Raw genomic sequence first — 22041 nt, 5'->3', positions numbered from 1 at the left:
AGGCAACCCCTCACCCAACCCTCTCCCCACGGGGGAGAGGGCTAGCTTGTCACGCCCCCGGCAGCTCCAGGATGCGCTTGGCGATGATGTTGAGCTGGATCTCGCTCGTCCCGCCCTCGATCGAGTTCGCCTTGGTGCGCAGCCACGCGCGCGCATGGTGCCCGCCGCGGCTCGCCTCGCTCTCCCATTCGAGCTCGTCCGATCCGCCCGCCGCCATCATCAGCTCGTGGCGACTCTTGTTCAGCTCGGTGCCGTAATATTTCATCATGCTCGGCTGCGCGGGATGCGCGCGGCCGGCCTTCAACTCGTCGATGAAGCGCTCGCTCTGCGCGGTGAAGGCGCGTGCGCGCACCTCGAACAGCGCGATCTGCGCGCGCAGCAGCGGGTCGGCGAGCCGCCCGTCATGGTCGAGCCCGATCGTCGCCAGCGCGCCCTCGATCAGCGGGTTCTTGCCGCCCGCGCCCAGACCCATACCCGAGATCATCTCGCGCTCATGGCCCAGCAGGTATTTGGCGACGTCCCAGCCGCGGTTGAGCTCGCCGACCAGATTCTCCTTCGGCACCTTCACATTGTCGAAGAACGTCTCGCAGAACGGCGAATAGCCGCTGATCAGCAGGATCGGCTTGGTCGAAACGCCGGGCGTGCGCATGTCGAACAGGACGAAGCTGATCCCGCCCTGCTTGGTCGTCTTGTCGGTCCGCACCAGGCAGAAGATCCAGTCGGCTTTGTCGGCGTAGCTGGTCCACACCTTCTGCCCGTTGACGAGGAAATGGTCGCCCTTGTCCTCGGCGCTGGTCGCGAGGCTGGCGAGGTCGGAGCCCGCATTGGGCTCGGAATAGCCCTGACACCAGCGGATCTCGCCGCGCGCGATCTCAGGGAGAAAGCGCTTCTTCTGCTCCTCGGTGCCGTACTTCAACAGCGCCGGCCCGAGCATTGAGATACCGAACGAGTAGAGCGGATTGCGCGCGCGGATGCGAGCCAGCTCCTCGCGCAGCACCTTGGTCTCGGCCGCCGACAGCCCGCCGCCGCCGTACTCCTTGGGCCAGTCGGGCACGGTCCAGCCGCGCGCGCCCATGCGGTCCATCCACGCTTTCTGCGCCGGGGTCATGTCGCTCTGGTCGCGGCCGCCCCAGGCGGTGTCCTTGTCCGAGCGGATCGGCTCGCGCATCTCGGGCGGACAATTCTCCTCCAGCCAGGCGCGTGTTTCGGTGCGGAACGTGTCGAGGTCGGTCATGGTCGGCTCCTGACGAGGTCGTGCGCGATGCGCGCAACCGCGATGGCATGATGGTCGGCGTATAAGTCTGCGATCACCTGGACCCCGATCGGCAGGCCGTCGGCGTCGTGCCCGATCGGCACGCTGGTCGCGGGCAGCATCGGCAGCGTCGCGAGCCCCGGCCAGGCGAACTGGTGAAAGAATTGCGTGTCGGCGCCGTCGATGTCGAGCCGCCGCGCCGCGAGCGGCGTATCGTCGTGCGGGAAGGCGGTCATGCCGACCGCCGGCGCGATCACCGCGTCATACTCCTTGAACAGACGCCGCCACTGCCGCTGGATACGCGCCTGTTCGTCGTGGAGATGCAGCCAGGTGTCGACCGAGGCGGGCGGGCGGCTGTCGGGCGGACCACGCCGCGACATCGCGATGTTGAGCATGTTCCAATACGCATCGTGCTGCCGCGCGAGATCGGGCAGCAACTCGCTCGCGCGGTCGACGCGTGCGCCCGCTTGTTCCAGCGCCGCGCCGAGCGCTTCCAGCGCCTGGACGATCGCGTCCTGCGCGGTCGCGAGCGGGTGGCTGGTGAGCAGCAGGACGCGTAACTCGCCCGCGCCGCGCAGCGTGGAGGCTTTCAGCGGATGGTCCGCCACCACGTCGATCGCGACATCGAGGTCGTCGGCATCGCGCGCCATCGGGCCGATCACCGACAGAACCGTCCGCGCGCTGTCGGTGCCGGGATGGAAATGCCCGTCGGTCGGCAGCACGCCCCAGGTCGGCTTGTGCCCCCACACGCCGTTGAAGGCGGCGGGGACGCGGATCGATCCGCCGATATCGGACCCGAACTCGAGCGGCACCATCCCGCTCGCCAGTGCCACCGCCGATCCGCCCGACGATCCGCCAGCGCTGCGGTTCGGGTTCACCGCGTTTACCGTGCGGCCATAGACCGGATTGTTCGATTGCAGGTCGGACAGCGCGGGCGGCACGTTGGTCTTGCCGAGCAGGATCGCGCCCGCCGCCTTCAACCGCTCCACCGTCACCGCGTCGGCACTGGGCACGAAGTCGCGATGTTCCTCAAACCCGAACGTCGTCGGCAGCCCGGCGACGTCGTAGCTTTCCTTGATCGTCATCGGCACACCCAGAAGGGGCGCGTCGAACCCGTCCGTGATCTGCTGGTCGAGCGCGGCGGCAGCGGCACGCGCACGATCGAAGTCGCGCACCACCACCGCGTTCAGCGCACCGTCCCGCGCCTCGATCCGCGCGATCGCGGCGTCCGTCTCGGCGAGCGCGGTGGTTTCGCCTGCCCGAACCGCGGCGGCGGTCTGAAGAGCGGTGCGTTCAGCCATCATATCCTCCCCAGAATGGGGAGGGGGACCAGCCGCAGGCTGGTGGAGGGGGCTCGCCCCAGACGTTGCGCCAGCGGCGAACCCCCTCCACCACCACGCTTCGCGTGGCGGTCCCTGTCCCATGAATGGAGAGGATAAGATGCGCCCCCCACCATCACTTGATCGTACCGGCCTTGAGCGTATCGGCGACCTTGAAGCCGTGCTTCTCCAGCCCCGCGACGACCTTGTCATAGCCTTCGGTCTGCGCCCAGAACATCGGGCCGCCGCGGTACACCGGCCAGCCGTAGCCGTAGATCCACACCACATCGACGTCCGACGCGCGCTGCGCCTTGCCTTCCTCCAGGATCAGCGCGCCCTCGTTCACCATCGGGTAGAGTGTCCGCTCGACGATCTCCTGGTCGGTGATCTCGCGCTTCGGCATGTTCGAGCGGCTGCGGAAATCCTCGATGATCTCGGCGACGCGCGGCGAGGGGGTCGGGTTACGCTTCTCGTCGTAGTCGTAATAGCCAGCCTGCTTCTTCTGCCCCCAGCGCCCCTCGGCGGCGAGCGCGTCGCGGATGCTCTCGATCCGGTTGGGATCGCGGTGCCAGCCGATGTCGACGCCCGCCAGGTCGCTCATCTGGAACGGACCCATCGGCATCCCGAACTCGACGTGGACCCGGTCGATCTGCTCCGGCGTCGCGCCTTCCATCAGCAGCTTGTTCGCCTCGACCTGCCGCGGCATCAGCATGCGGTTGCCGATGAAACCGTAGGTGACGCCCGCGACGACCGCGACCTTCTTGATCTTCTTCGCCAGCGCCATCGCGGTCGCGAGCACGTCGTCCGCGGTCTTCGCGCCGCGCACGATCTCCAGCAGCTTCATGACATTGGCGGGCGAGAAGAAGTGCATGCCGAGCACGTCTTGCGGTCGGCTGGTCGATGCGGCGATCTCGTCGATGTCGAGGTAGCTGGTGTTCGACGCCAGGATCGCGCCGGGCTTGGCGATCTTGTCGAGCTTGCCGAAGATCTCCTTCTTGACCTCCATGTTCTCGTACACCGCCTCGATGATGAGGTCGCAGTCGGCGAGGTCTTCGAGGTTGAGCGTCGGCTTCAATAGCCCCATCGCCTGATCGGGGGCGTCGGGCTTGATCCGGCCCTTGGCGGCCGACGCCTCGTAATTCTTGCGCATCACGCCCGTGCCGCGGTCGAGCGCTTCCTGCTGCATCTCGACGATCGTCACCGCGATTCCTGCCGACAGGAAGTTCATGCTGATCCCGCCGCCCATCGTGCCCGCGCCGATCACGCCGACACGGTTGATCGGGCGCAGCGCGATGTCGGAGGCGATGCCGTCGATCTTCGCTGCCTGACGCTCGGCGAAGAAGATGTGGCGCTGCGCGGCGGACTGCGTGCCCGTCATCAGCTTCATGAACTGCTCGCGCTCGAACTTCATACCCTCGTCGAACGGCTTCTCGGTCGCCGCCACCACGCAGGCGATGCAGGCGGCAGGCGCGTCGAAGCCGCGCATCTTGCGGCCGTTCGCCTTCTTGAACGCCTCGACCGCCTCCGGGTCCGGCGCCACGTCGCGGTCGCGCACGCGCGGGATCGGGCGCTTGTCCGCGATCTCGCGGGCAAAGGCGATCGCGTCGGCCTCCAGACTGTCCTCGCCGACCACCTTGTCAACCAGCCCGATCTCCGCTGCCTTCTTGGCCGACACCGGATCACCCAGCGCGATCATCTCCAGCGCCGCCTTGACGCCGACGACGCGCGGCAGCCGCTGCGTGCCGCCCGCACCCGGCAGCAGGCCGAGCTTCACCTCGGGCAGTCCGATCTTTGCCGAGGGCACCGCGACGCGGTATTGGCACGCGAGTGCCACCTCGCACCCGCCGCCGAGTGCGGTGCCGTGGATCGCGGCGACGATCGGCTTGCTGCTCGCGTCCATCATGTCGATGACCTCGTGCAGCCCGACGCCCTGCATCGGCTTGCCGAACTCGGTGATGTCCGCGCCCGCGAAGAAGGTCCGCCCGTCGCAGCGCAGCACCATCGCGGTGATCGATCCGTCGCCAACGCCTTCCTTGATCCCGGCCTCCAGCCCGTTGCGCACCGCCGCGCCCAGCGCATTGACCGGCGGCGAGTCGGAAATGATGACGAGCACGTCGCCGTGACGTTCGGTGCGGACCGGGTTCTGCGTGGGCGTAGTCATGTGAGGCGATACTCCGAGAAAAAGGGAATGGGCCGCGTCGCCGCGGCGTGGAAAGGGAGTGGGATCAGGTCAGCGCGGAATAGATCATCGTCTTCAACTCGCGCCGGATCGGATACACGCTCGACGGGCTCAACTGCGTCATGAACACCATGTGGATGCGCTCAACCGGATCGATGAAGAAGGCGGTGGAGAACATGCCGCCCCAATAGAATTCGCCGACGCTGCCCGGCATCATCGAACGCGCGACGTCGATCGTCACCGCGAAACCTAGCCCGAAACCGGTCCCCGCATTCTGCGTCTCGCTGAACAGCGATTTCGACATGACCGACAGGTCGGCCTTGCCCGGCAGATGGTTGATCGTCATCAGCTCGATCGTCTTGCGCCCGAGGATACGCGCGCCGTCCAGCGTGCCGCCGTTCAGGCACATGGCGCAGAAACGATGATAATCGCGCGCGGTCGACACCAAACCGCCGCCGCCCGACACCAGCCGCGGCATCCGGCTCCACGCACTCGCCTCGCCGCGGTCGTACATCACGCGGCCCCCCCTTCCACCATTGGCGCCGGGCACGAACGTGTAGCAATCGGTCAGCCGGTCGATCTTGTCCTCGGGTACCTGGAAGAAGGTATCGTGCATGCCGAGCGGCGCGAAGATCCGCTCCGCGAAGAAGCGGTCGAGCGGCATGCCCGACACGCGCTGCACCACCGCGCCCAGCACGTCGGTCGCGACCGAGTAATTCCACTGCGTGCCGGGTGAGAATTCGAGCGGCAGCTTGCCCAATTCGGCGACGAAGCCGTCGAGGTCGTGCCCGCCGTGCCAATTCTCCAGCTTGAGCTCGCGGTGCGCGGCGTCGATGTTGGAGCGGTTCTGAAAGCCGTAGGTGAACCCCGCGGTGTGGCGCAGCAGATCGACCATCCGCATCGGCTCGTCGGTCGCCCTGGTCACGAACGGCACGCCCCCGCCGCCGCCCGCATACACCCCCACCTTCTTGAACTCGGGCAGCACGTGATGCACCGGCGTGTCGAGCGCGACGCGCCCTTCCTCCACCAGCATCATGAACGCGACCGAGGTGACCGGCTTGGTCATCGACGCGATGCGGAACAGCGACGCCTCGTTGATCGCGGCATCGCCACCCTCGCGCGCCGCGCCTTGCGACGACAGATGCACCACCGCACCGTCGCGCGCGACCAGGAGTTGCGCGTGCGGCAGCAGCCCGGTGTCGAGATAGCGCGCCTTCACGAAGGCATCGATCGCGTGGAGGCGGTCAGCGTCGAACCCGTGGTCGGCCGGGTTAGCGTTCGTCATCGTCTCGTCCGTACCCCCGCTTCGAAGATGCCACGCTTCCTACGCCTTGAGCATGGCGCAAATCAACTCTAACCTCACGCGCAAGCGAACCCGATGTTCAAGACTCGGGACGGCAGCGAGCATGTTGGAGAGCAAGCGTGGCGACTGAACCATCAACCGTGACGAGCAAATGGCCCGCGATGACGCTGGACGCGGTGGAGCGTGCGCTCTGCGCGCCGGGCGCCCGATTCGAGATGGAGACGGTCGACATCCGCGGCGTACCGACGCGGGTGTGGAAGAACGCGCCGCCGCACATGGCCGCGCTGGTCGCGCTGTCGCGCACCCACGGCGAGCGGCTCGCGACGATCTACGAGGACGAACGCGTCAGCTACGAGGCGCAGTATCGCGCGGTCGCCGCGCTCGCCGAGGTGTACCGCGCGCACGGCGTCGGGAAAGGGGACCGCGTCGCCATCGCGATGCGCAACCTGCCCGAATGGCCGGTCGCCTTCTTCGCGGCGACCGTCATCGGCGCGATCGCGGTGCCGCTCAACGCCTGGTGGACCGGCGACGAGCTCGCCTACGGCCTGGCCGACTCGGGTGCGACGCTGCTGGTGTGCGACGGGGAGCGCTGGGACCGCATCGCACCACACCTGTCCGAGGTGCCCGAGCTCGCGCACGTGCTAGTCAGCCGCGCGACCGCGCCGCTCTCGCCGCCCGCGACCCGGCTGGAGGATGCGATCGGCATCCCCAATGACTGGCACGCGCTGCCCGACCGCGCGCTGCCCGACGCGGGTCTGGTGCCGGAGGACGACGCGACGATCCTTTACACCAGCGGCACCACCGGCAAGCCCAAGGGCGCGCTCGGCACGCACCGCAATTTCATGACCAACATCATGTCGACGGGTTACTCGGGCGCGCGGATGCTGCTGCGTCGCGGCGACCCGATCCCTGCGCCGCAGCCGCGCGTCGGGCTGACGGTGATCCCCTTGTTCCACGCGACCGCGCTGTCGGCAGGGCTGATGGGTGCGATGGCGGCGGGGCATACCAGCATCTACATGCGCAAGTTCGAGGCGCTGCGCGCGTTCGAGATCATCGAGCGCGAGAAGGTAAACTCGACCGGTGGCGTGCCGACGATCGCGTGGCAGTTGCTGGAGCATCCCGACCGCCACAAATACGACCTCTCCAGCCTGGAGGCGGTCGGCTACGGCGGCGCGCCGTCCGCGCCCGAGCTGGTGCGCAAGATCGCGGGCGAGATGAAGGCGATCCCGACCAACGGCTGGGGCATGACCGAGACGACCGCCACCGTCACCACCCACGGCGCGGAAGATTACATCCACCGGCCCGAGAGCTGCGGGCCGCCCGTTGCGGTCGCCGACCTGAAGATCATGGACGCGGACGGCTGGACCGAGCTGCCGGTCGGCGAGGTCGGCGAATTGTGGGCGAGGGGGCCGATGATCGTCAAAGGCTATTGGAACAAGCCCGAGGCGACCGCCGCGACCTTCGTCGATGGCTGGGTCCGCACCGGCGACCTCGCAAGGCTCGACGAGGAAGGCTTCTGCTACATCCTCGACCGCGCCAAGGACATGATCATCCGCGGCGGCGAGAACATCTATTCGACCGAGATCGAGAACGTGCTCTACGACCACCCGGCCGTTACCGACTGCGCGCTGATCGGGCTGCCGCACCGCATCCTGGGCGAGGAGCCCGCGGCCGTCGTCCATCTGGCACCCGGCGCCCATGCGAGCGAGGCGGAGTTGCAGGCGTGGGTGCGCGCGCGGCTCGCCGCGTTCAAGGTGCCCGTCGCGATCCGCTTCGTGCCCGAAACGCTGCCGCGCAACGCCAACGGCAAGATCCTGAAGCGGGACCTCAAGACCCTGTTCGAGGACCGCGCCGCCGCGTAGGGTGGCGCGGTCGTGTCGGAAGGAAAATAATCTTGGCGGTAACGGGCGATTTCCTGCGTGGGCGCGGACGGGGGCGCCTGACCTCGGAAGAGGTGGAGGTGCTCGAACAGGCGGTTGACCGCATCGACACGCTGCCCGCGCGCACGGTGGTGACGCGTCGCGGTGAGCGCGTGCGCGAGAGCGGGCTGCTGATCGACGGCGCGATGTGCCGCTATCTCGATGCGCGCGACGGTTATCGCCAGTTGCTCGCCTTTCATCTGCCCGGCGATTTTGTCGACATGCATGGCTACACGTTGCGCCACCTCGACCATGATGTCGCGACCATCGTCGAATCGCGCGTCGCGCGGGTGTCGCATGACACGATCGACGTGATCATGGACCGGCACCCTCGATTGGGACGGATGCTGTGGCGATCGACGCTGCTCGATGCGGCGATGCACCGCGAGTGGATCTTCCGGCTTGGCCGGCTCGATGCGGCGGGGCGGTTGGCGCACTTCCTGTGCGAGGTGGCCGCGCGGATGGAGGCGGTCGGTCGCGTGAAGGACGGCGTGTTCGCGCTCCCCTTGACGCAGCAGGACATCGGCGAAGCGTGCGGGCTGACCAGCGTTCACGTCAATCGTACGCTGCGCCGGCTGCGGGAGGAGGGCGTGGCCGACATCGCCCGCGGCGAAGCACGCATCAGCGATGCCAAACAGCTCGCGCGGATCGGCGAGTTCAACGCCGATTACCTCTACCTCGACGACGGGCCCTGGGCCGATATCGACGATTGAACACGCCGCCGCTGCGAGAGGGATATTCGGCGGGCGTAAATGGCGGTACGCGTCGGGAACATGGCTGACCTTCCCGACCCCGCCCCATCCACGTCCGTACCCAGCGCCGGCACCGCGGACGCTGCCCCCGCGGGCGTATTCGGGCTGCCGGTCGCCGCTGGCGAGGACGCGCGAATCGCGCAGCGGCGCGACCGCCTGCTCGCGTCGTTGACGCTGACCGCGGGCGCCGGGCTGATGGTCGGGCTGCCGTTCGCGCTCAAGGCCGGCTCGGAATTCTTTCTGCCGACGACGATCGCGCTGGTCGTCTCGCTCGCGCTGATCCCGCTGCTGCAATGGCTCGAGCGGCGCCGGCTGCCGTCGCCGATCGCGGCGCTGATCTGCGTCATCCTGTTCCTGGTCGCCGCCAATATCGCGATCGCCGCGATCGTCGTGCCCGCGACCGACTTCTTCCGCCTGCTTCCCAGCCGCATCAACCGCATCCAGTCGAACCTGCAACCGCTGCTCGACGTTTATTCCAACCTCGAACACTACGTGAACCGCACGCTGCGTCAGGTCGCCTCGACCCCGGTACGCCCGTCGCCCAGCGCCGCGGTATCGCCCCCCAGTTCGATCGTCGAACTCGCCGCCACCAGCGCCCCCGCGTTCCTCGTACAGATGTTCTACGCCATATTGGTCGCCTACTTCTTCCTGTCAGGCTGGACCCGCCTCCGGCAACGGATGATCACCGAGCGCGCGAGCTTCGGCGGCGCGATGGCGACCGCGCGCGTGTTGCAGGACGTCGTCGATGACGTGTCGTCGTACCTGGGTACGATCACCGCGATCAACATTGCGCTGGGCGCCATCATCGCGACCGCGCTGTACCTGATCGGAATGCCGTTTCCGCTGATGTGGGGCGGCATCGTCGTTCTGCTGAACTACATTCCATATTTCGGGCCCGTGATTGCGGCGCTGCTGCTCGCGGTCGGTGGATTGATGACGTTCAACGACATCTGGACCGCGCTGACCGCGCCCGCGATCATGTACGGCACGCATTTGATCGAGGCGAACGTCGTCACGCCGCTGATCGTCGGACATCGATTGACGATCAATCCGGTGCTGATTCTCATCTCCATCAGCTTTTGGGGTTGGGTGTGGGGGACAGCGGGCGCGCTGCTGGCCGTGCCGATCCTGATCATCGTGCAAACGGTGATCGGGGCGGCGGGTCGGCCCGACATCACCGGGTTCCTGTTCGAGCACGGTACGTTGGTGCGTTCGCGCGAGGGTGATCGGAAAATCTTCGACGGCGATACGCGATCCGGTTGACAGCCGGCCATGCGCCGCATAGCAGCCGCGCCTCACGCTTCTACAAGCGGGTGTAGCTCAGTTGGTTAGAGCGCCGGCCTGTCACGCCGGAGGTCGCGGGTTCGAGCCCCGTCACTCGCGCCATTTCCCGGCGGTTCGTGTCGCGGGAAAAGGTTGAAATGGTCGTGTTGACACAATGGGGGTGCCGGCCTAATCGGCGCGCCTCACGCTTTTCAAGCGGGTGTAGCTCAGTTGGTTAGAGCGCCGGCCTGTCACGCCGGAGGTCGCGGGTTCGAGCCCCGTCACTCGCGCCATTCTCAGGCGTTTTCCTCCACATCATCGGTGCAAGCGACAGCGGTTCACGCGCGCCAACGCCCCGTCTCCATCCAGCGCAGCAGCGGCTTGAGCGGTGTGATCCAGATGATCCCGGCGACCAGGTAGAAGGCGAACTGGAGCGTCCAGTGCCATGCGCCGACCACGCCCGACAGCGACATGATGACGATCGACCAGATCGCGATCAGCCCCAGGATCGCCAGCATGCCAACGGGTTTGCGCCAATCGGGCGTCATCGCGTAATCCATTCCTGTTCGGTGACGATCGCATGGAGCGGGGCGTCCCACGTATCGGGTTCTATCCTCGCTACCTCTTGTACGCTCCAGGCGACGCCGATGCGGGTAGCGTGCGGGTATTCGGCGAAGGCGCGATCGTAATGCCCCGCACCCTGTCCGACGCGGTTCAGCGCGCGATCGAACGCGATCAGCGGCGTCAGCACGAGGTCGGGTGCGAGGCGCACCTCACCCAGCCGGGGCTGGCGCAGGCGAAAGGGGCCGTCGACCAACGCTTCGTCATCGTTCCATGGCACGAAGACGAGCGGCGTGGTGCGATCGACCACGAAGGGCAGCGTGATCCGACATCCTGCGCTGCGTGCCGCTGCGACCAGCGGCGCGGGATCGGCCTCGCTGCCGATCGGTACATAGGCCGCAACGACCAGCTCAGGGGATAACAGCGCGCGCAGCGGCGCGGGCACCGCGAGGGTAGGGCGCACCTGCGCGACGAAGACATCGCGGGTGTGGCGCAGACCGGCACGAAGCTGTTTCTTGTCAGTCATGCGCGCCGCCAGAGCGGATAATGGAGGCCGCTACGACGCGGCCCAAGCTGACCACCTGAGGGCTGATGCGCCCGAAAGCAAAGGCTCATCCAACGCGCGAACGTGAGGCATTTCCAGCACAGCGGCTCGTGATCGATCATCGTCGGTATCGCGGCATGGGGCGGGTGGCGGGACCGCCGTGGTCGTTTGCCGGTGTATCCACTGACGCACGGTACGTCAGGTGGGGATCGTGTACGTCGGACCAGGGTCCGGGCAGGGACAACCCCCTTTGGATGATGAATAGCCTCAGGGATAAGTCTGGCTCGTACCGGGCAGAACCCGCCAGCCCCAACTTAGGGCGTCGCCGCCTCGTCCTCAAGGGCCGCAGCGAGTGTTTCGAGCCGCTCGGCGATGCGACCCAGCGCGACATCCGCCGGCGTCTCGGGCGGGGGTGCCTCGCGCGCCTCGATCAGCGCGTCGGCGAGCATCAGCGCGGTCAGCAGGAACGTGCGCTGTATTCCGCCCGAACCCGCTGCGCGCCGTGCCGACGCCCAGCGTTCCTCGATCAGCGCACCGGCCTGCATCAGCCTTGCCTCGCCGCCGTCGCGGCACGCGACCTCGTGCGATAGGTCACCGATCTTGAGCGTGACCATCGCCATTATTCCGCTCCCTCGCGTGCCATTACCGCGTCGAGCGCGGCGACCGCCTCCGCCATGCGCGACTTCAGCGCGGCGTGACGCTCGGCGATTGCCTCGGCGGCGATGCGGCGGCGGGCGATCGCCGCCTCGATTCGTTCGATCGCTTGTTCGATGCGGGCGAGGGCCGGATGATCCATGACGCAGACGGATAGGCAGCCGCCCGCGACCCGGCAAGATATTGCTTGAACACGAGGGTTTCACGCGCCCGCCGGCGCGAGCACGTCGAACACCGCGCCGAATACGTCCGATGCGGTTGACGCGCCCCCTGCTTGCCCGGCAAAGGCCGCTGCAACTGCGAACAGGCGGGTGAGGAACAAGCGATGACCAAGGTAGCGATCAACGGTTTCGGGCGCATCGGCCGCCTGGTGGCGCGCGCGCTGATCGAGCGGAACAGCGACCTCGAACTCGTCACCATCAACGACCTCGCCGATGCCAAGTCAAACGCCTGGCTGTTCAGCCGCGACAGCGTTCACGGGCGCTTCAACGGCACCGTCGAGGCGGAGGGTAACGACCTCGTCATCGACGGCAAGCGCATCCGCGTGACCGCCGAGCGCGACCCCGCCAACCTGCCGCACAAGGAACTAGGCGTCGACATCGTGCTTGAATGCACCGGCTTCTTTACCGACCGCGCCAGCGCGCAGAAGCACATCGACGCGGGCGCGAAGAAGGTGCTGATTTCCGCCCCTGCCAAGGGTGTCGACATCACCGTCGTCTACGGCGTTAATGACGACAAGCTCGAGGCCGGCCACACGATCGTGTCGAACGCGTCTTGCACCACCAACTGCCTCGCGCCAGTTGCCAAGGTGCTGAACGACGCGATCGGCATCGAACGCGGTCTGATGACTACCATCCACGCCTACACCAACGATCAGAAAATCCTCGATCAGATCCACCCGGACCTGCGCCGTGCGCGCGCGGCGGCGATGAGCATGATTCCGACCACCACGGGTGCGGCCCGCGCGGTGGGCGAGGTGCTGCCCGAGCTCAAGGGCAAGCTCGATGGTTCGGCGGTTCGCGTGCCCGTGCCCGACGGCAGCCTGGTCGACCTGACCTTCACCCCCGAGCGCGACACGACCAAGGAAGAGGTCAACGAGCTGCTCAAGGCCGCGGCCGAAGGTCCGATGAAGGGCGTGCTTCACTTCTCCGACGAGCCGCTCGTCTCGATCGACATCGTTCACACGCCTTATTCTTCGACCGTCGACAGCCTGGAAACCGCGGTGATCGACGGCAAGCTGGTGCGCGTCGTCAGCTGGTACGACAACGAATGGGGCTTCTCCAACCGCATGGTTGACACCGCAACCGCGATGGCAAACTTCGGCTAACTCACATCCGCGCCGTCGCGACGCGATCGCGGCGGCGCCGTACTACGGATCGATGATGGGTATGCTTCTCGGCATCGCGCGCCACGCCTTTCCCAAGGCGCCGATGGAGCTGATCGATCAGGCGGTCGTGACGTGCGAGGAGGGCATCCACGGCGATTATCGCGGCGCGATGAAGCGCAAGCCCTACAAGCGTCAGCTGACGCTGATCGAGCGCGGCGACTGGGCTGCGGCATTAGCCGAGATCGGCGAAAGCATCGGCTGGGAGGAGCGCCGCTCCAACCTGTTGATCGACCAGTTCGACCTGCCGCAGGTGCCCGGCACCTTGCTCAGGATCGGGGCCGACGTGGTGTTGGAGATCACGCGCGAGACCGACCCGTGCGAGCGGATGGAAGCACTCGCGCCCGGATTGAAGGCGGCGCTGCTCCCCGATTGGCGCGGCGGCGCGTGTGCGATGGTGAGACAAGGCGGCGTGATCGCCGTCGGTGACAGGATCAGGATCGAGGAAACATGGACAAGTCCTTCCCAACGCTCGACGACATCAGCGACGTTCACGGCCGCCGCGTCCTCGTACGCGAGGATCTGAACGTACCGCTCCACGACGGGCAGGTGAGCGACGACACCCGCCTGCGCGCCACTGTGCCGACGATCGCCGAACTGTCCGACAAGGGCGCGATCGTGCTGATCCTGGCGCATTTCGGCCGACCCAAGGGCGTGCCCTCGCCGGAAATGTCGTTGGCGCAGATCGTGAAGCCCTATGAGGCGGTGCTCGGTCGCGCGGTCCGCTACATCGACTGGGAGGGTGCCGCGGCCGCGATTGCGACGATGCAGCCCGGCGACGTCGGCGTGCTGGAGAATACGCGCTTCTTCGGTGGCGAAGAGAAGAATGACGCCCAAGTCGTTGATCGCTTTGCTGCGCTCGGCGATCTCTACGTCAACGACGCTTTCTCCGCCGCGCATCGCGCGCACGCTTCGACCGAGGGACTTGCGCGCCGCTTGCCGGCCTATGCCGGTCGGCAGATGGAGGCGGAACTCGACGCGCTGGAGAAAGCGCTCGGCAATCCCGAGCATCCGGTCGCCGCGGTCGTCGGCGGTGCCAAGGTGTCGACCAAGCTCGACGTGCTCAAGCATCTGGTCGCGCGCGTCGATCACCTCATCATCGGTGGCGGCATGGCGAACACCTTCCTCGCCGCGCGCGGGGTCGATGTGGGCAAGAGCCTGTGCGAGCATGACCTGACCGGCACCGCTGAGGAAATCCTCGACGCCGCCGAAAAGGCGGGCTGCACTGTCCACCTGCCGTATGATGTCGTGGTCGCGCGCGAGTTCAGGGCGAACCCGGAGACGCGGACCGTCAACGTCCACGAGGTCGCCGCCGACGAGATGATCCTCGACATCGGCCCGGCCGCGGCCGAGTCGCTCGGCGACGTGCTCAAGAACTGTCGCACACTCGTGTGGAACGGCCCGCTTGGTGCGTTCGAGACGCCGCCGTTCGACGCCGCGACCGTCGCGCTCGCGCGCACCGCTGCGGCACTGACAAAGGAAGGCGGCCTCGTCTCGGTCGCGGGCGGCGGCGATACGGTAGCTGCGCTCAACCAGGCAGGTGTCGGGGACGACTTCAGCTTCGTGTCGACCGCGGGCGGCGCGTTTCTCGAATGGATGGAAGGGCGCGAATTGCCCGGCGTTGCGGCGCTCAGGCGTTGAGAGATCAGGCGCGCGGCCGTTCCGGTCGCGCGCTCAACTGGCTGGCGCAGGTTCCTGCAGCAGCGGCACGATGACCTTGTTGAGCGTGTCGAGATCGAACGCGCCTGCCTCGGCGTAGCGGATGCGACCGCTGCGATCGATGATGTAGTTCATCGGCACTGCCGACACCTCCGAATACGGGCCCTTCGTCCGCTTGACCGCGGGGATCGCCATCGCGGCGAACAGCGGCTTCATGCGGTAGAGCGGCAGCGAGTCCTCGGTCGTGACCGCGAAGGCGCGCAGGCCATGCTTCTTCTGGATGTCGTAATAACGGTCGATCAGCGGCAACTCGGCGCGGCACGGCACGCACCATGTCGCCCAGAAGTTTAGCAGCACGACCTTCCCCTTCAGGTCGTCGCGCGACACCTTGCTGCCGTCCATCAGCGTGAAGGTGAAATCGGGCGCGACATCGCCGATCTTCGGAAGCCGTGCGCTCGCGGGCGCCGCACACAGGAATGCCGCCAGCGCGGCTGTCATCCAACGTCTCATCTTCTCTCCCCCTTAAACGCCATGCTGCGGCGGCAGGCGTGCGGCGTCAACGCCGCTTGCATCGCCGGGCACGGGAGCGTAGGCGGTGTTTAACACGTTAAACGCGGGAGCGACGCGGCATGCTGGGAGTGCGACTGGACGAGGAGCTGGAACAGCGTCTCGCCGCGGTCGCGCGCTCGCAGGGGCGTAGCAAGAGCGACATCGCGCGCGAGGCGGTGCGCCGCTACGTTGACCTCCACGACGAAGCGTTCCGCCGCGAGGCGCGACGCCAATCGCTACGCGCGTCCCGGCGCGACGGCGACGACGATCATCAGTTCTGGGAAGCGGTCGAGCGCGACGGCGCAGCGGCGCCGACCTCATGAGCGCGCCCGAGATCAGGCACGGCGCGATCGTGATGGTCGCGTCGCCTGCCGGAGCGGGTGCCGGCGAGGCGCGCGCGTGCGTGGTCGTCCAGGCCGATCTGTTCAACGAAACGCATGCGACGATCACGCTGTGCCCGCTCACCAGCGTGATCGGCGGCGAATCGCTGTTCCGCGTCGCGATCTCGCCGCAGGAACACACCGGGCTGAGCGTCGAATGCGAGGTGCAGGTCGATCGCATTACCTCGGTGCGCCGTCACCGGATCGTCAAGGTGATCGGGCATGCCTCGGCAACCCGGATGGAGCAGGTCGATCAGGCGCTCAGGCGCTGGCTTACCTTGTGAATACAACCGAATAGGAGTTGAACATGACCCCGACCGTCAAGAACATCCTCGACAAATACGAGGGCACCAGCCCGGCGGTGAAGGCCAATCTGGCCCGTATCCTGATGCACGGAAAGCTCGGCGGCACCGGTAAGCTGGTGATCCTGCCGGTCGATCAGGGGTTCGAGCATGGCCCGGCGAGGTCGTTCTCGGTCAATCCCGCCGCTTACGATCCGCACTACCATTACCAGATCGCGATCGACGCGGGGCTCTCCGCCTATGCCGCGCCGCTCGGCATGCTGGAGGCGGGCGCCGACACGTTCGCGGGGCAGATCCCGACGATCTTGAAGGTCAATTCATCGAACAGCTGGGCGACCAGCATCAACCAGGCGCAGACCGGCAGCGTCGAGGACGCGCTGCGGCTCGGCTGCGCGGCGATCGGCTTCACCATCTATCCGGGCTCCGATCACATTTTCGAGATGATGGAGCAGATCCGCAGCCTGCGCGAGGAAGCATCGGCTGCCGGCCTCGCCACGGTGATCTGGTCCTACCCGCGCGGTGGCGACATCTCGAAGGACGGCGAACTCGCGCTCGACGTGGGTGCCTATGCCGCGCACATGGCCGCGCTGCTCGGCGCGCACATCATCAAGGTCAAGCTGCCGAGCGCACACATCGAGCAAAAGGACGCCAAGAAGGCGTACGAGAAGCTCGACGCCTCGACTCAGGCGAAGCGCGTCGCGCACGTCGTCCAGTCGAGCTTCGCCGGCCGCCGCGTGGTGGTGTTCTCAGGCGGCGCGTCGAAGGGAGCGGACGCGGTCTACCAGGACGCGCGCGACATTCGCGACGGCGGCGGCAACGGCTCGATCATCGGCCGCAACACGTTCCAGCGCGAGCGCGGCGAGGCGTTGGAGATGCTGGCGAAGCTGATCGCGATTTACAAGAACGAGGAATAAACGTTTGTTGACGCAGTCATCCCGATCGACGGGGCGGCTGTGATAGCCATCGCTGGCCGCCTTGGCGCTTTCGTCGCGAACGACGAGGCGCTAGGGCGGCGCGATGAACATCGAAGACCCGCTCGGCCCGCTCGATCCCGGCTTCGCCGCCGCCTTCAAGCACGACGATCGGCGGCCGCCGTGCCAATTGTATCTCGTCTCGCCGCTCGACGTCGGTGGCGCCTTCCCCGACCGACTGCGCCGCGCATTGGGCGCCGGGCCGGTCGCGGCGTTCCAGTTTCGCGTCAAGGGCATCGACCAGCACGCCGCGGCCAAGCTTGCCGAGCCGCTGCAGGCGATCTGCGCCGAGCACGGCGTCGCCTTCATCGTCAATGATAGTGCAAGCCTCGCCAAGCGGCTGGGTGCGGACGGCGTGCATCTGGGGCAGGAGGACGACGATCCGCGCGACGCGCGCGCGCTGCTGGGACCCGACGTGCAGATCGGCGTTACCTGCCACGACAGCCGCCATCTCGCGATGGAAGGGGGCGAGGCGAATGCGGACTATGTCGCGTTTGGCGCCTTCTATCCGACCACGACCAAGGAGGTGAAGCACCACCCCGAGCCGTCGATCCTGTCGTGGTGGTCGACCTTGTTCGAGCTGCCGAGCGTCGCGATCGGCGGGATCACGCCCGTCAACGTCGCTCCGCTGGTCGCGGCAGGCGCTGACTTCGTCGCGGCATCGGGATCGGTCTGGAACGGCGACGAGGCTGCCGCGGTGAAGGCGTTCGAGGCGGCGCTGGCGGCGGCGCACCGGGGCTGACGGACGCGGCGCGCTTGACCCCCGCGACCGGTGCGCCATGCTGGCGGGCATGACCCGGCTCGGCGCCATCATCTCCGCAGTGATTATTCTGGCGGTTATCGGCTTCGCGTCGATGCTGTCCTTCGGTCCTGCGCCTGTGACGCCGAAGCAGGCGGGGGTGACCCGCGACATTCGCGCCGCTGTTCCGGCTCCCGCCAACATCACGAGTGGTGGGCTGCGCGTACCCGTCGCGGGTGTGCCGCGCGCGGCGTTGCGCGACAGCTGGGGCGAGGCGCGCGAGGGCGGCGCGCGTGGGCATCACGGCACCGACATCATGGCGCGCGCGGGCACGCCGGTGATCGCGGCGGCCGATGGCTGGATCGAGAAGTTGTTCGAGAGCGGACGCGGCGGGACGACGCTCTACCAGCGGTCGGCCGATCGGCGCTGGACCTATTATTACGCGCATCTCGCCAGCTACGCGCCGGGCGTGCGCGAAGGCATGCGGGTGCGCGCCGGGCAGGTGCTCGGCTATGTCGGCGACACCGGAGACGCTGGGGCGGGCAATTACCACCTGCATTTCGGGCTGACGCGGATGCATGGCGGCGACCGCTGGTGGCAAGGGGACAACGTGAACCCGTATCCGCTTCTTGCCCGCCAGCCCGCCGGACGCTAGATGGCGCGCACCGGCTGTCCGCCCGTGTGCGGCAGCCCCAGCTCTTTTCCATAGGCGAGATCCATGAAGATCAGCGGCGTGGACATCCGTCCCGGCAATATCATCGAGTATGAAGGCGGCATCTGGCGCGCCGTGAAGATTCAGCACACCCAGCCCGGGAAGGGCGGTGCGTACATGCAGGTGGAGCTGAAGAACCTGCGCGACGGGCGCAAGAACAACGTCCGCTTCCGCTCGGCGGAGTCGGTCGAGCGCGTGCGGCTCGACACCAAGGATTTCCAATTCCTGTTCGCCGAGGACGACGGGCTCGTCTTCATGGACAAGCAGACCTACGACCAGGTGACGCTGCCGCGCGACCTGCTGGGTGATGCTGCTGCCTTCCTGCAGGACGGCATGGACGTCGTGATGGAATTGTACGACGAGGAAGCGATCAGCGTGCAGTTGCCCGACACGATCGAAGCCGAGATCGTCGAGGCCGACGCGGTGGTGAAGGGGCAGACCGCCTCGTCGAGCTACAAGCCCGCGATCCTCGACAACGGCGTGCGCGTAATGGTGCCGCCGCACATCTCGGCGGGTACGCGGATCGTGGTGGATGTGTACGAGCAGACGTATGTCAGGCGCGCGGATTGAGACGATCAGCGTAAGCTAATCGCACGATCTGCCGCCCGGCCGGCGCGCCGTGGCACGACCGACGACGCTGGCTTGGCCTGCGGCGCGCCGCCGCACAAATTGCCCTCACCGAAGGGCCGGGGAAGGGGACCACCGGGGCGGTCCCGTTCTCCTTCACGCGGGCGATCGCGTGGGGCTTCCCCTTTTCACACCCTCTCCCCGGAGGGGCGAGGGCTCTTATCATGCCATCCCATTCCGGCCTGTTCACGATCATCGAGCGTGCGGCACGCAAGGCCGCGCCGCGGCTGCGTCGCGACTTCAACGAGGTCCAGCAGCTCCAGGTCAGCCGCAAGGGGCCCGCGGACTTCGTGACCCAGGCCGATCAGCGCTGCGAGCAGACGCTGTACGAGGAATTGTCGAAGGCGCGCCCCGACTGGGGTTTCCTGATGGAGGAGCGCGGCGAGATCGCGGGCGACCCGACCAAGCCGCGCTTCATCGTCGACCCGCTCGACGGCACGTCGAACTTCCTCCACGGTATTCCGCATTTCGCGATCTCGATCGCGGTTGAGGAGCCGCTGCCGAACGGCAAGCGCGAGATTACAACCGCGCTGACCTACCAGCCGCTGACCGACGAGAGCTTCTGGGCGGAGAAGGGCCGCGGCGCGTGGTTGCAGGACCAGCGGCTGCGCGTGTCGGCGAGGCGCGAATCGTCGGAGGCGCTGATCGCGACCGGCATCCCGTTCATGGGTCACGGTGACTTCGTACAATGGACCCGTATCTTCGGCGGCATCGCGCCGCAGGTCGCGGGCATCCGCCGGCTGGGTGCGGCAACGCTCGACCTTGCCTGGGTTGCGGCAGGCCGCTTCGACGGGTTCTGGGAGAGCGACCTGAAGCCGTGGGACGTCTCGGCGGGCGTGCTGCTGGTCAAGGAAGCCGGCGGCTTCGTCACCGACTTCCGCGGCGGCGATCGCTACATGGAGCGTAACGAGTTCCTGGCCTCGAACGACGGCCTGCATTCCAAACTCCACAAGATGCTGGCGCAATCGCTGCGCTGATCAGCAGCGCGGGGCGGCGTGGCGGAGTGTTGCGATTCATTCTCACGCCCCGCGCGCCTTGCCCGTCCCTGCCCGGAGGCTTAAAGCGGCCGGCAATCGTTCGCACATGCAGTACGAGCGCCTGAACGTAGCATTGAGAGTCTGACATTGGTCGACCTGTCGCAATATCTGCCAATCCTGATGTTCCTGGGAGTGGCGCTGATCCTGTCCTCGGCGTTCGTGTTCCTGCCGATGGTGGTCTCGCGGATCACGGGCTCGTACAAGCCGACCGCGGAGAAGCTGTCCGAATATGAATGCGGCTTCCCTGCGTTCGAGGACAGCCGCAGCCAGTTCGACGTGCGCTTTTATCTCGTTGCCATTCTGTTCATCATCTTCGATTTGGAAGCGGCGTTCCTATATCCCTGGGCGGTCAGCGTTTTTTCGCTCGGATGGACGGCCTGGATCAGCATGATGGTATTTATCGGGGAGCTCGCGCTCGGGCTCGTCTACGCGTGGAAGAAGGGAGCGTTGGAGTGGGAGTAGAAGCGCACTCCGGACCCGTGGGGCTCGTCAACGCGCCCGAAACAGGCCGCTCGGTCGTCGCACCCGATCAGGGTTTCTTCGATGGTTTGAACGGCGAGTTGAACGACAAGGGCTTTCTGGTCACCTCGTCGGAGGAACTGTTTCAGTGGGCGCGCACGGGCTCGCTGTGGTGGATGACTTTCGGTCTCGCATGCTGCGCGGTGGAGATGATCCACGTCAACATGCCGCGTTACGATCTCGAGCGCTTCGGCGCTGCTCCGCGCGCGTCGCCGCGCCAGTCGGACGTGATGATCGTCGCGGGCACGTTGTGCAACAAGATGGCGCCCGCGCTGCGCAAGGTTTACGACCAGATGTCGGAGCCCAAATACGTCATCTCGATGGGAAGCTGCGCCAACGGCGGCGGTTACTATCACTACAGCTACTCGGTGGTGCGCGGCTGCGACCGTGTGGTGCCCGTCGACATCTACGTGCCTGGTTGCCCGCCGACGGCGGAGGCGCTGCTGTACGGCATCATGCAGTTGCAGCGTAAGATCCGCCGCAGCGGGAGCATCGAGCGATGAGGGCGCCGGCACCGGCATTCGCCTATAGCCTGAACGACGAGACGATCGCGGCGGCGCAGTCGGCGATTGGCAGCGGGTTGGTCGACGCCTTCGTGCGCGCGGGTGAGGTGCAGTTGCACGTGACGCGCGACGCGCTGATCGCGGCGCTGACCGCGCTGCGCGATACGCCCGGGCTTGAGTATCAGCAGTTGATGGAGATCGCCGGCGTCGACTATCCCGATCGCGGGGCTGAGCGGTTCGAGGTCGTCTACTGCCTGTTATCGCTGACGCGTAACCACCGGCTGCACGTTCACGTGCGCGCGTCGGAGGACACGCCGCTGCCGAGCGTTACCGGGCTGTGGCCGGTAGCAGGCTGGCTGGAGCGCGAGGTGTACGACATGTACGGCGTGCTGTTCGCGGGCAACCAGGACCTGCGCCGCATCCTCACCGACTATGGCTTTCGTGGCCACCCGTTCCGCAAGGATTTTCCGCTCTCTGGCTTCGTCGAGATGCGTTATTCGGAAGAGCAGAAGCGCGTAGTGTACGAGCCCGTCAAGCTCGCGCAGGATTTCCGCAGCTTCGACTTCATGAGCCCGTGGGAAGGCGCGGAATATGTGCTGCCGGGCGACGAGAAGGCGAAGGATGCCGCTTTGCCGCAGGCCAAGGGCGCGCAGTCGCCGGTGACCGCGACGCAGGTGCAGAACGCGGGCGCGACCAAGACCGACGCCAAGGCGCCGGCCGCGTCGAGCGAGCCGTACGGCAAGACCGATGCGCCGAGCACCGCGCAGACTGGTGCCGGCAAGGATGATCCGGACTCCAAGCCCAAGCCCGCCGACCCCGATGTCGTGCCCGGCAAGGGAGGGCAGAACCAATGACCGATACTTTGGTAGCGAACGGCGGGCCGGTCGATCACCAGCCCGACAAGACGATGGCG

The 22041-nt window shown here is 66.8% G+C and carries 25 protein-coding genes and 2 tRNA genes; 18 read left to right on the top strand and 9 right to left on the bottom strand.

Annotation, left to right across the window (positions count from 1 at the left end):
• Positions 1–49 precede the first annotated feature (49 nt).
• The 4 genes from Q0579_RS07700 to Q0579_RS07685 form a co-directional block, all read right to left on the bottom strand.
• Positions 50–1234: an acyl-CoA dehydrogenase family protein gene (locus Q0579_RS07700; protein WP_223176543.1), complete on the bottom strand. Its 1185-nt coding sequence runs from the start codon at positions 1232–1234 to the stop codon at positions 50–52.
• A complete protein-coding gene (locus Q0579_RS07695; RefSeq protein ID WP_298810793.1) occupies positions 1231–2553 on the bottom strand; it encodes an amidase family protein in 1323 nt (440 codons plus the stop codon). Before Q0579_RS07695 ends, Q0579_RS07700 begins: the two co-directional genes overlap by 4 nt.
• Before the next feature lie 154 nt (positions 2554–2707).
• Positions 2708–4732 (bottom strand): 3-hydroxyacyl-CoA dehydrogenase NAD-binding domain-containing protein, encoded by a 2025-nt coding sequence (locus Q0579_RS07690; protein ID WP_298810791.1) that lies wholly within the window; start codon positions 4730–4732, stop codon positions 2708–2710.
• A gap of 64 nt (positions 4733–4796) precedes the next feature.
• Positions 4797–6035, bottom strand: a complete 1239-nt coding sequence (locus Q0579_RS07685; protein WP_298810789.1) for a serine hydrolase domain-containing protein — start codon at positions 6033–6035, stop codon at positions 4797–4799.
• A 179-nt stretch (positions 6036–6214) separates the two neighbouring features.
• On the opposite strand from Q0579_RS07685, the gene Q0579_RS07680 reads away from it, so the two are divergent.
• The 5 genes from Q0579_RS07680 (at position 6215) to Q0579_RS07660 (ending at position 10280) form a co-directional block, all read left to right on the top strand.
• On the top strand, positions 6215–7915 hold the full coding sequence (locus tag Q0579_RS07680; protein WP_298810832.1) for an AMP-binding protein: 1701 nt from the start codon (positions 6215–6217) through the stop codon (positions 7913–7915).
• A 32-nt stretch (positions 7916–7947) separates the two neighbouring features.
• On the top strand, positions 7948–8685 hold the full coding sequence (locus Q0579_RS07675) for a Crp/Fnr family transcriptional regulator (protein ID WP_298810787.1): 738 nt from the start codon (positions 7948–7950) through the stop codon (positions 8683–8685).
• Between the two features lie 60 nt (positions 8686–8745).
• Positions 8746–9987, top strand: a complete 1242-nt coding sequence (locus Q0579_RS07670) for an AI-2E family transporter (RefSeq protein ID WP_298810785.1) — start codon at positions 8746–8748, stop codon at positions 9985–9987.
• A gap of 46 nt (positions 9988–10033) precedes the next feature.
• Positions 10034–10110 (top strand) — tRNA-Asp (locus Q0579_RS07665).
• A gap of 93 nt (positions 10111–10203) precedes the next feature.
• Positions 10204–10280: transfer RNA gene (locus Q0579_RS07660), tRNA-Asp, on the top strand.
• Between the two features lie 45 nt (positions 10281–10325).
• Here the strand turns inward: Q0579_RS07660 and Q0579_RS07655 are convergent.
• The 4 genes from Q0579_RS07655 to Q0579_RS07640 form a co-directional block, all read right to left on the bottom strand.
• Positions 10326–10535, bottom strand: coding sequence for a DUF2842 domain-containing protein (locus Q0579_RS07655; protein ID WP_298810783.1), 210 nt, complete (start codon positions 10533–10535; stop codon positions 10326–10328).
• A complete protein-coding gene (locus Q0579_RS07650) occupies positions 10532–11074 on the bottom strand; it encodes a 5-formyltetrahydrofolate cyclo-ligase (RefSeq protein ID WP_298810780.1) in 543 nt (180 codons plus the stop codon). The genes Q0579_RS07655 and Q0579_RS07650 overlap by 4 nt, the downstream gene beginning before the upstream one ends.
• Before the next feature lie 332 nt (positions 11075–11406).
• Positions 11407–11712: a cell division protein ZapA gene (locus Q0579_RS07645; protein ID WP_298810778.1), complete on the bottom strand. Its 306-nt coding sequence runs from the start codon at positions 11710–11712 to the stop codon at positions 11407–11409.
• Positions 11712–11888, bottom strand: coding sequence for a hypothetical protein (locus tag Q0579_RS07640; RefSeq protein WP_298810775.1), 177 nt, complete (start codon positions 11886–11888; stop codon positions 11712–11714). Before Q0579_RS07640 ends, Q0579_RS07645 begins: the two co-directional genes overlap by 1 nt.
• A gap of 183 nt (positions 11889–12071) precedes the next feature.
• On the opposite strand from Q0579_RS07640, the gene gap reads away from it, so the two are divergent.
• The 3 genes from gap to Q0579_RS07625 are packed head-to-tail and all read left to right on the top strand — an operon-like array spanning position 12072 to position 14771.
• A complete protein-coding gene (gap, locus tag Q0579_RS07635; RefSeq protein ID WP_298810773.1) occupies positions 12072–13073 on the top strand; it encodes a type I glyceraldehyde-3-phosphate dehydrogenase in 1002 nt (333 codons plus the stop codon).
• 55 nt (positions 13074–13128) lie between these two features.
• The gene (locus Q0579_RS07630; RefSeq protein ID WP_298810770.1) at positions 13129–13656 is read left to right on the top strand and encodes an MOSC domain-containing protein; all 528 of its coding nucleotides are present in this window, start codon (positions 13129–13131) and stop codon (positions 13654–13656) included.
• Positions 13581–14771 carry a phosphoglycerate kinase gene (locus Q0579_RS07625; RefSeq protein WP_298810767.1) on the top strand — a complete coding sequence of 397 codons (1191 nt, stop codon included), beginning with the start codon at positions 13581–13583 and terminating at the stop codon, positions 14769–14771. Before Q0579_RS07630 ends, Q0579_RS07625 begins: the two co-directional genes overlap by 76 nt.
• Before the next feature lie 33 nt (positions 14772–14804).
• Here the strand turns inward: Q0579_RS07625 and Q0579_RS07620 are convergent, their stop codons facing one another.
• Positions 14805–15287 (bottom strand): TlpA disulfide reductase family protein, encoded by a 483-nt coding sequence (locus tag Q0579_RS07620; protein WP_298810765.1) that lies wholly within the window; start codon positions 15285–15287, stop codon positions 14805–14807.
• Between the two features lie 131 nt (positions 15288–15418).
• Between Q0579_RS07620 and Q0579_RS07615 the strand changes: the two genes are divergently transcribed.
• The 10 genes from Q0579_RS07615 to Q0579_RS07570 all read left to right on the top strand — a co-directional run bounded on the left by Q0579_RS07615 (position 15419) and on the right by Q0579_RS07570 (position 21982).
• Positions 15419–15661 carry a ribbon-helix-helix protein, CopG family gene (locus Q0579_RS07615; protein ID WP_298810764.1) on the top strand — a complete coding sequence of 81 codons (243 nt, stop codon included), beginning with the start codon at positions 15419–15421 and terminating at the stop codon, positions 15659–15661.
• Positions 15658–16002, top strand: coding sequence for a type II toxin-antitoxin system PemK/MazF family toxin (locus tag Q0579_RS07610; RefSeq protein ID WP_298810762.1), 345 nt, complete (start codon positions 15658–15660; stop codon positions 16000–16002). The genes Q0579_RS07615 and Q0579_RS07610 overlap by 4 nt, the downstream gene beginning before the upstream one ends.
• Before the next feature lie 23 nt (positions 16003–16025).
• Positions 16026–16934, top strand: a complete 909-nt coding sequence (locus Q0579_RS07605; RefSeq protein ID WP_298810760.1) for a class I fructose-bisphosphate aldolase — start codon at positions 16026–16028, stop codon at positions 16932–16934.
• Positions 16935–17037: 103 nt separating this feature from the next.
• Entirely contained in the window at positions 17038–17733 is a 696-nt protein-coding gene (gene thiE, locus Q0579_RS07600) for a thiamine phosphate synthase (protein WP_298810758.1), read from the top strand.
• Positions 17734–17782: 49 nt separating this feature from the next.
• Positions 17783–18385 carry a M23 family metallopeptidase gene (locus Q0579_RS07595; protein WP_298810757.1) on the top strand — a complete coding sequence of 201 codons (603 nt, stop codon included), beginning with the start codon at positions 17783–17785 and terminating at the stop codon, positions 18383–18385.
• 63 nt (positions 18386–18448) lie between these two features.
• Positions 18449–19012 carry an elongation factor P gene (efp, locus tag Q0579_RS07590; protein ID WP_298810756.1) on the top strand — a complete coding sequence of 188 codons (564 nt, stop codon included), beginning with the start codon at positions 18449–18451 and terminating at the stop codon, positions 19010–19012.
• A gap of 221 nt (positions 19013–19233) precedes the next feature.
• Complete coding sequence (locus tag Q0579_RS07585) at positions 19234–20046, top strand: inositol monophosphatase family protein (protein ID WP_298810754.1); 813 nt, start codon at positions 19234–19236, stop codon at positions 20044–20046.
• Between the two features lie 147 nt (positions 20047–20193).
• Positions 20194–20568, top strand: a complete 375-nt coding sequence (ndhC, locus tag Q0579_RS07580; protein ID WP_298810753.1) for an NADH-quinone oxidoreductase subunit A — start codon at positions 20194–20196, stop codon at positions 20566–20568.
• A 17-nt stretch (positions 20569–20585) separates the two neighbouring features.
• The gene (locus Q0579_RS07575) at positions 20586–21128 is read left to right on the top strand and encodes an NADH-quinone oxidoreductase subunit B (protein ID WP_174192632.1); all 543 of its coding nucleotides are present in this window, start codon (positions 20586–20588) and stop codon (positions 21126–21128) included.
• Positions 21125–21982, top strand: a complete 858-nt coding sequence (locus Q0579_RS07570) for an NADH-quinone oxidoreductase subunit C (RefSeq protein ID WP_298810751.1) — start codon at positions 21125–21127, stop codon at positions 21980–21982. Before Q0579_RS07575 ends, Q0579_RS07570 begins: the two co-directional genes overlap by 4 nt.
• Positions 21983–22041: the final 59 nt, after the last annotated feature.

The organism is uncultured Sphingomonas sp. (assembly GCF_936927845.1).
Classification (GTDB): domain Bacteria; phylum Pseudomonadota; class Alphaproteobacteria; order Sphingomonadales; family Sphingomonadaceae; genus Sphingomonas.
This window is presented reverse-complemented; position numbering and strand designations above follow the sequence as displayed.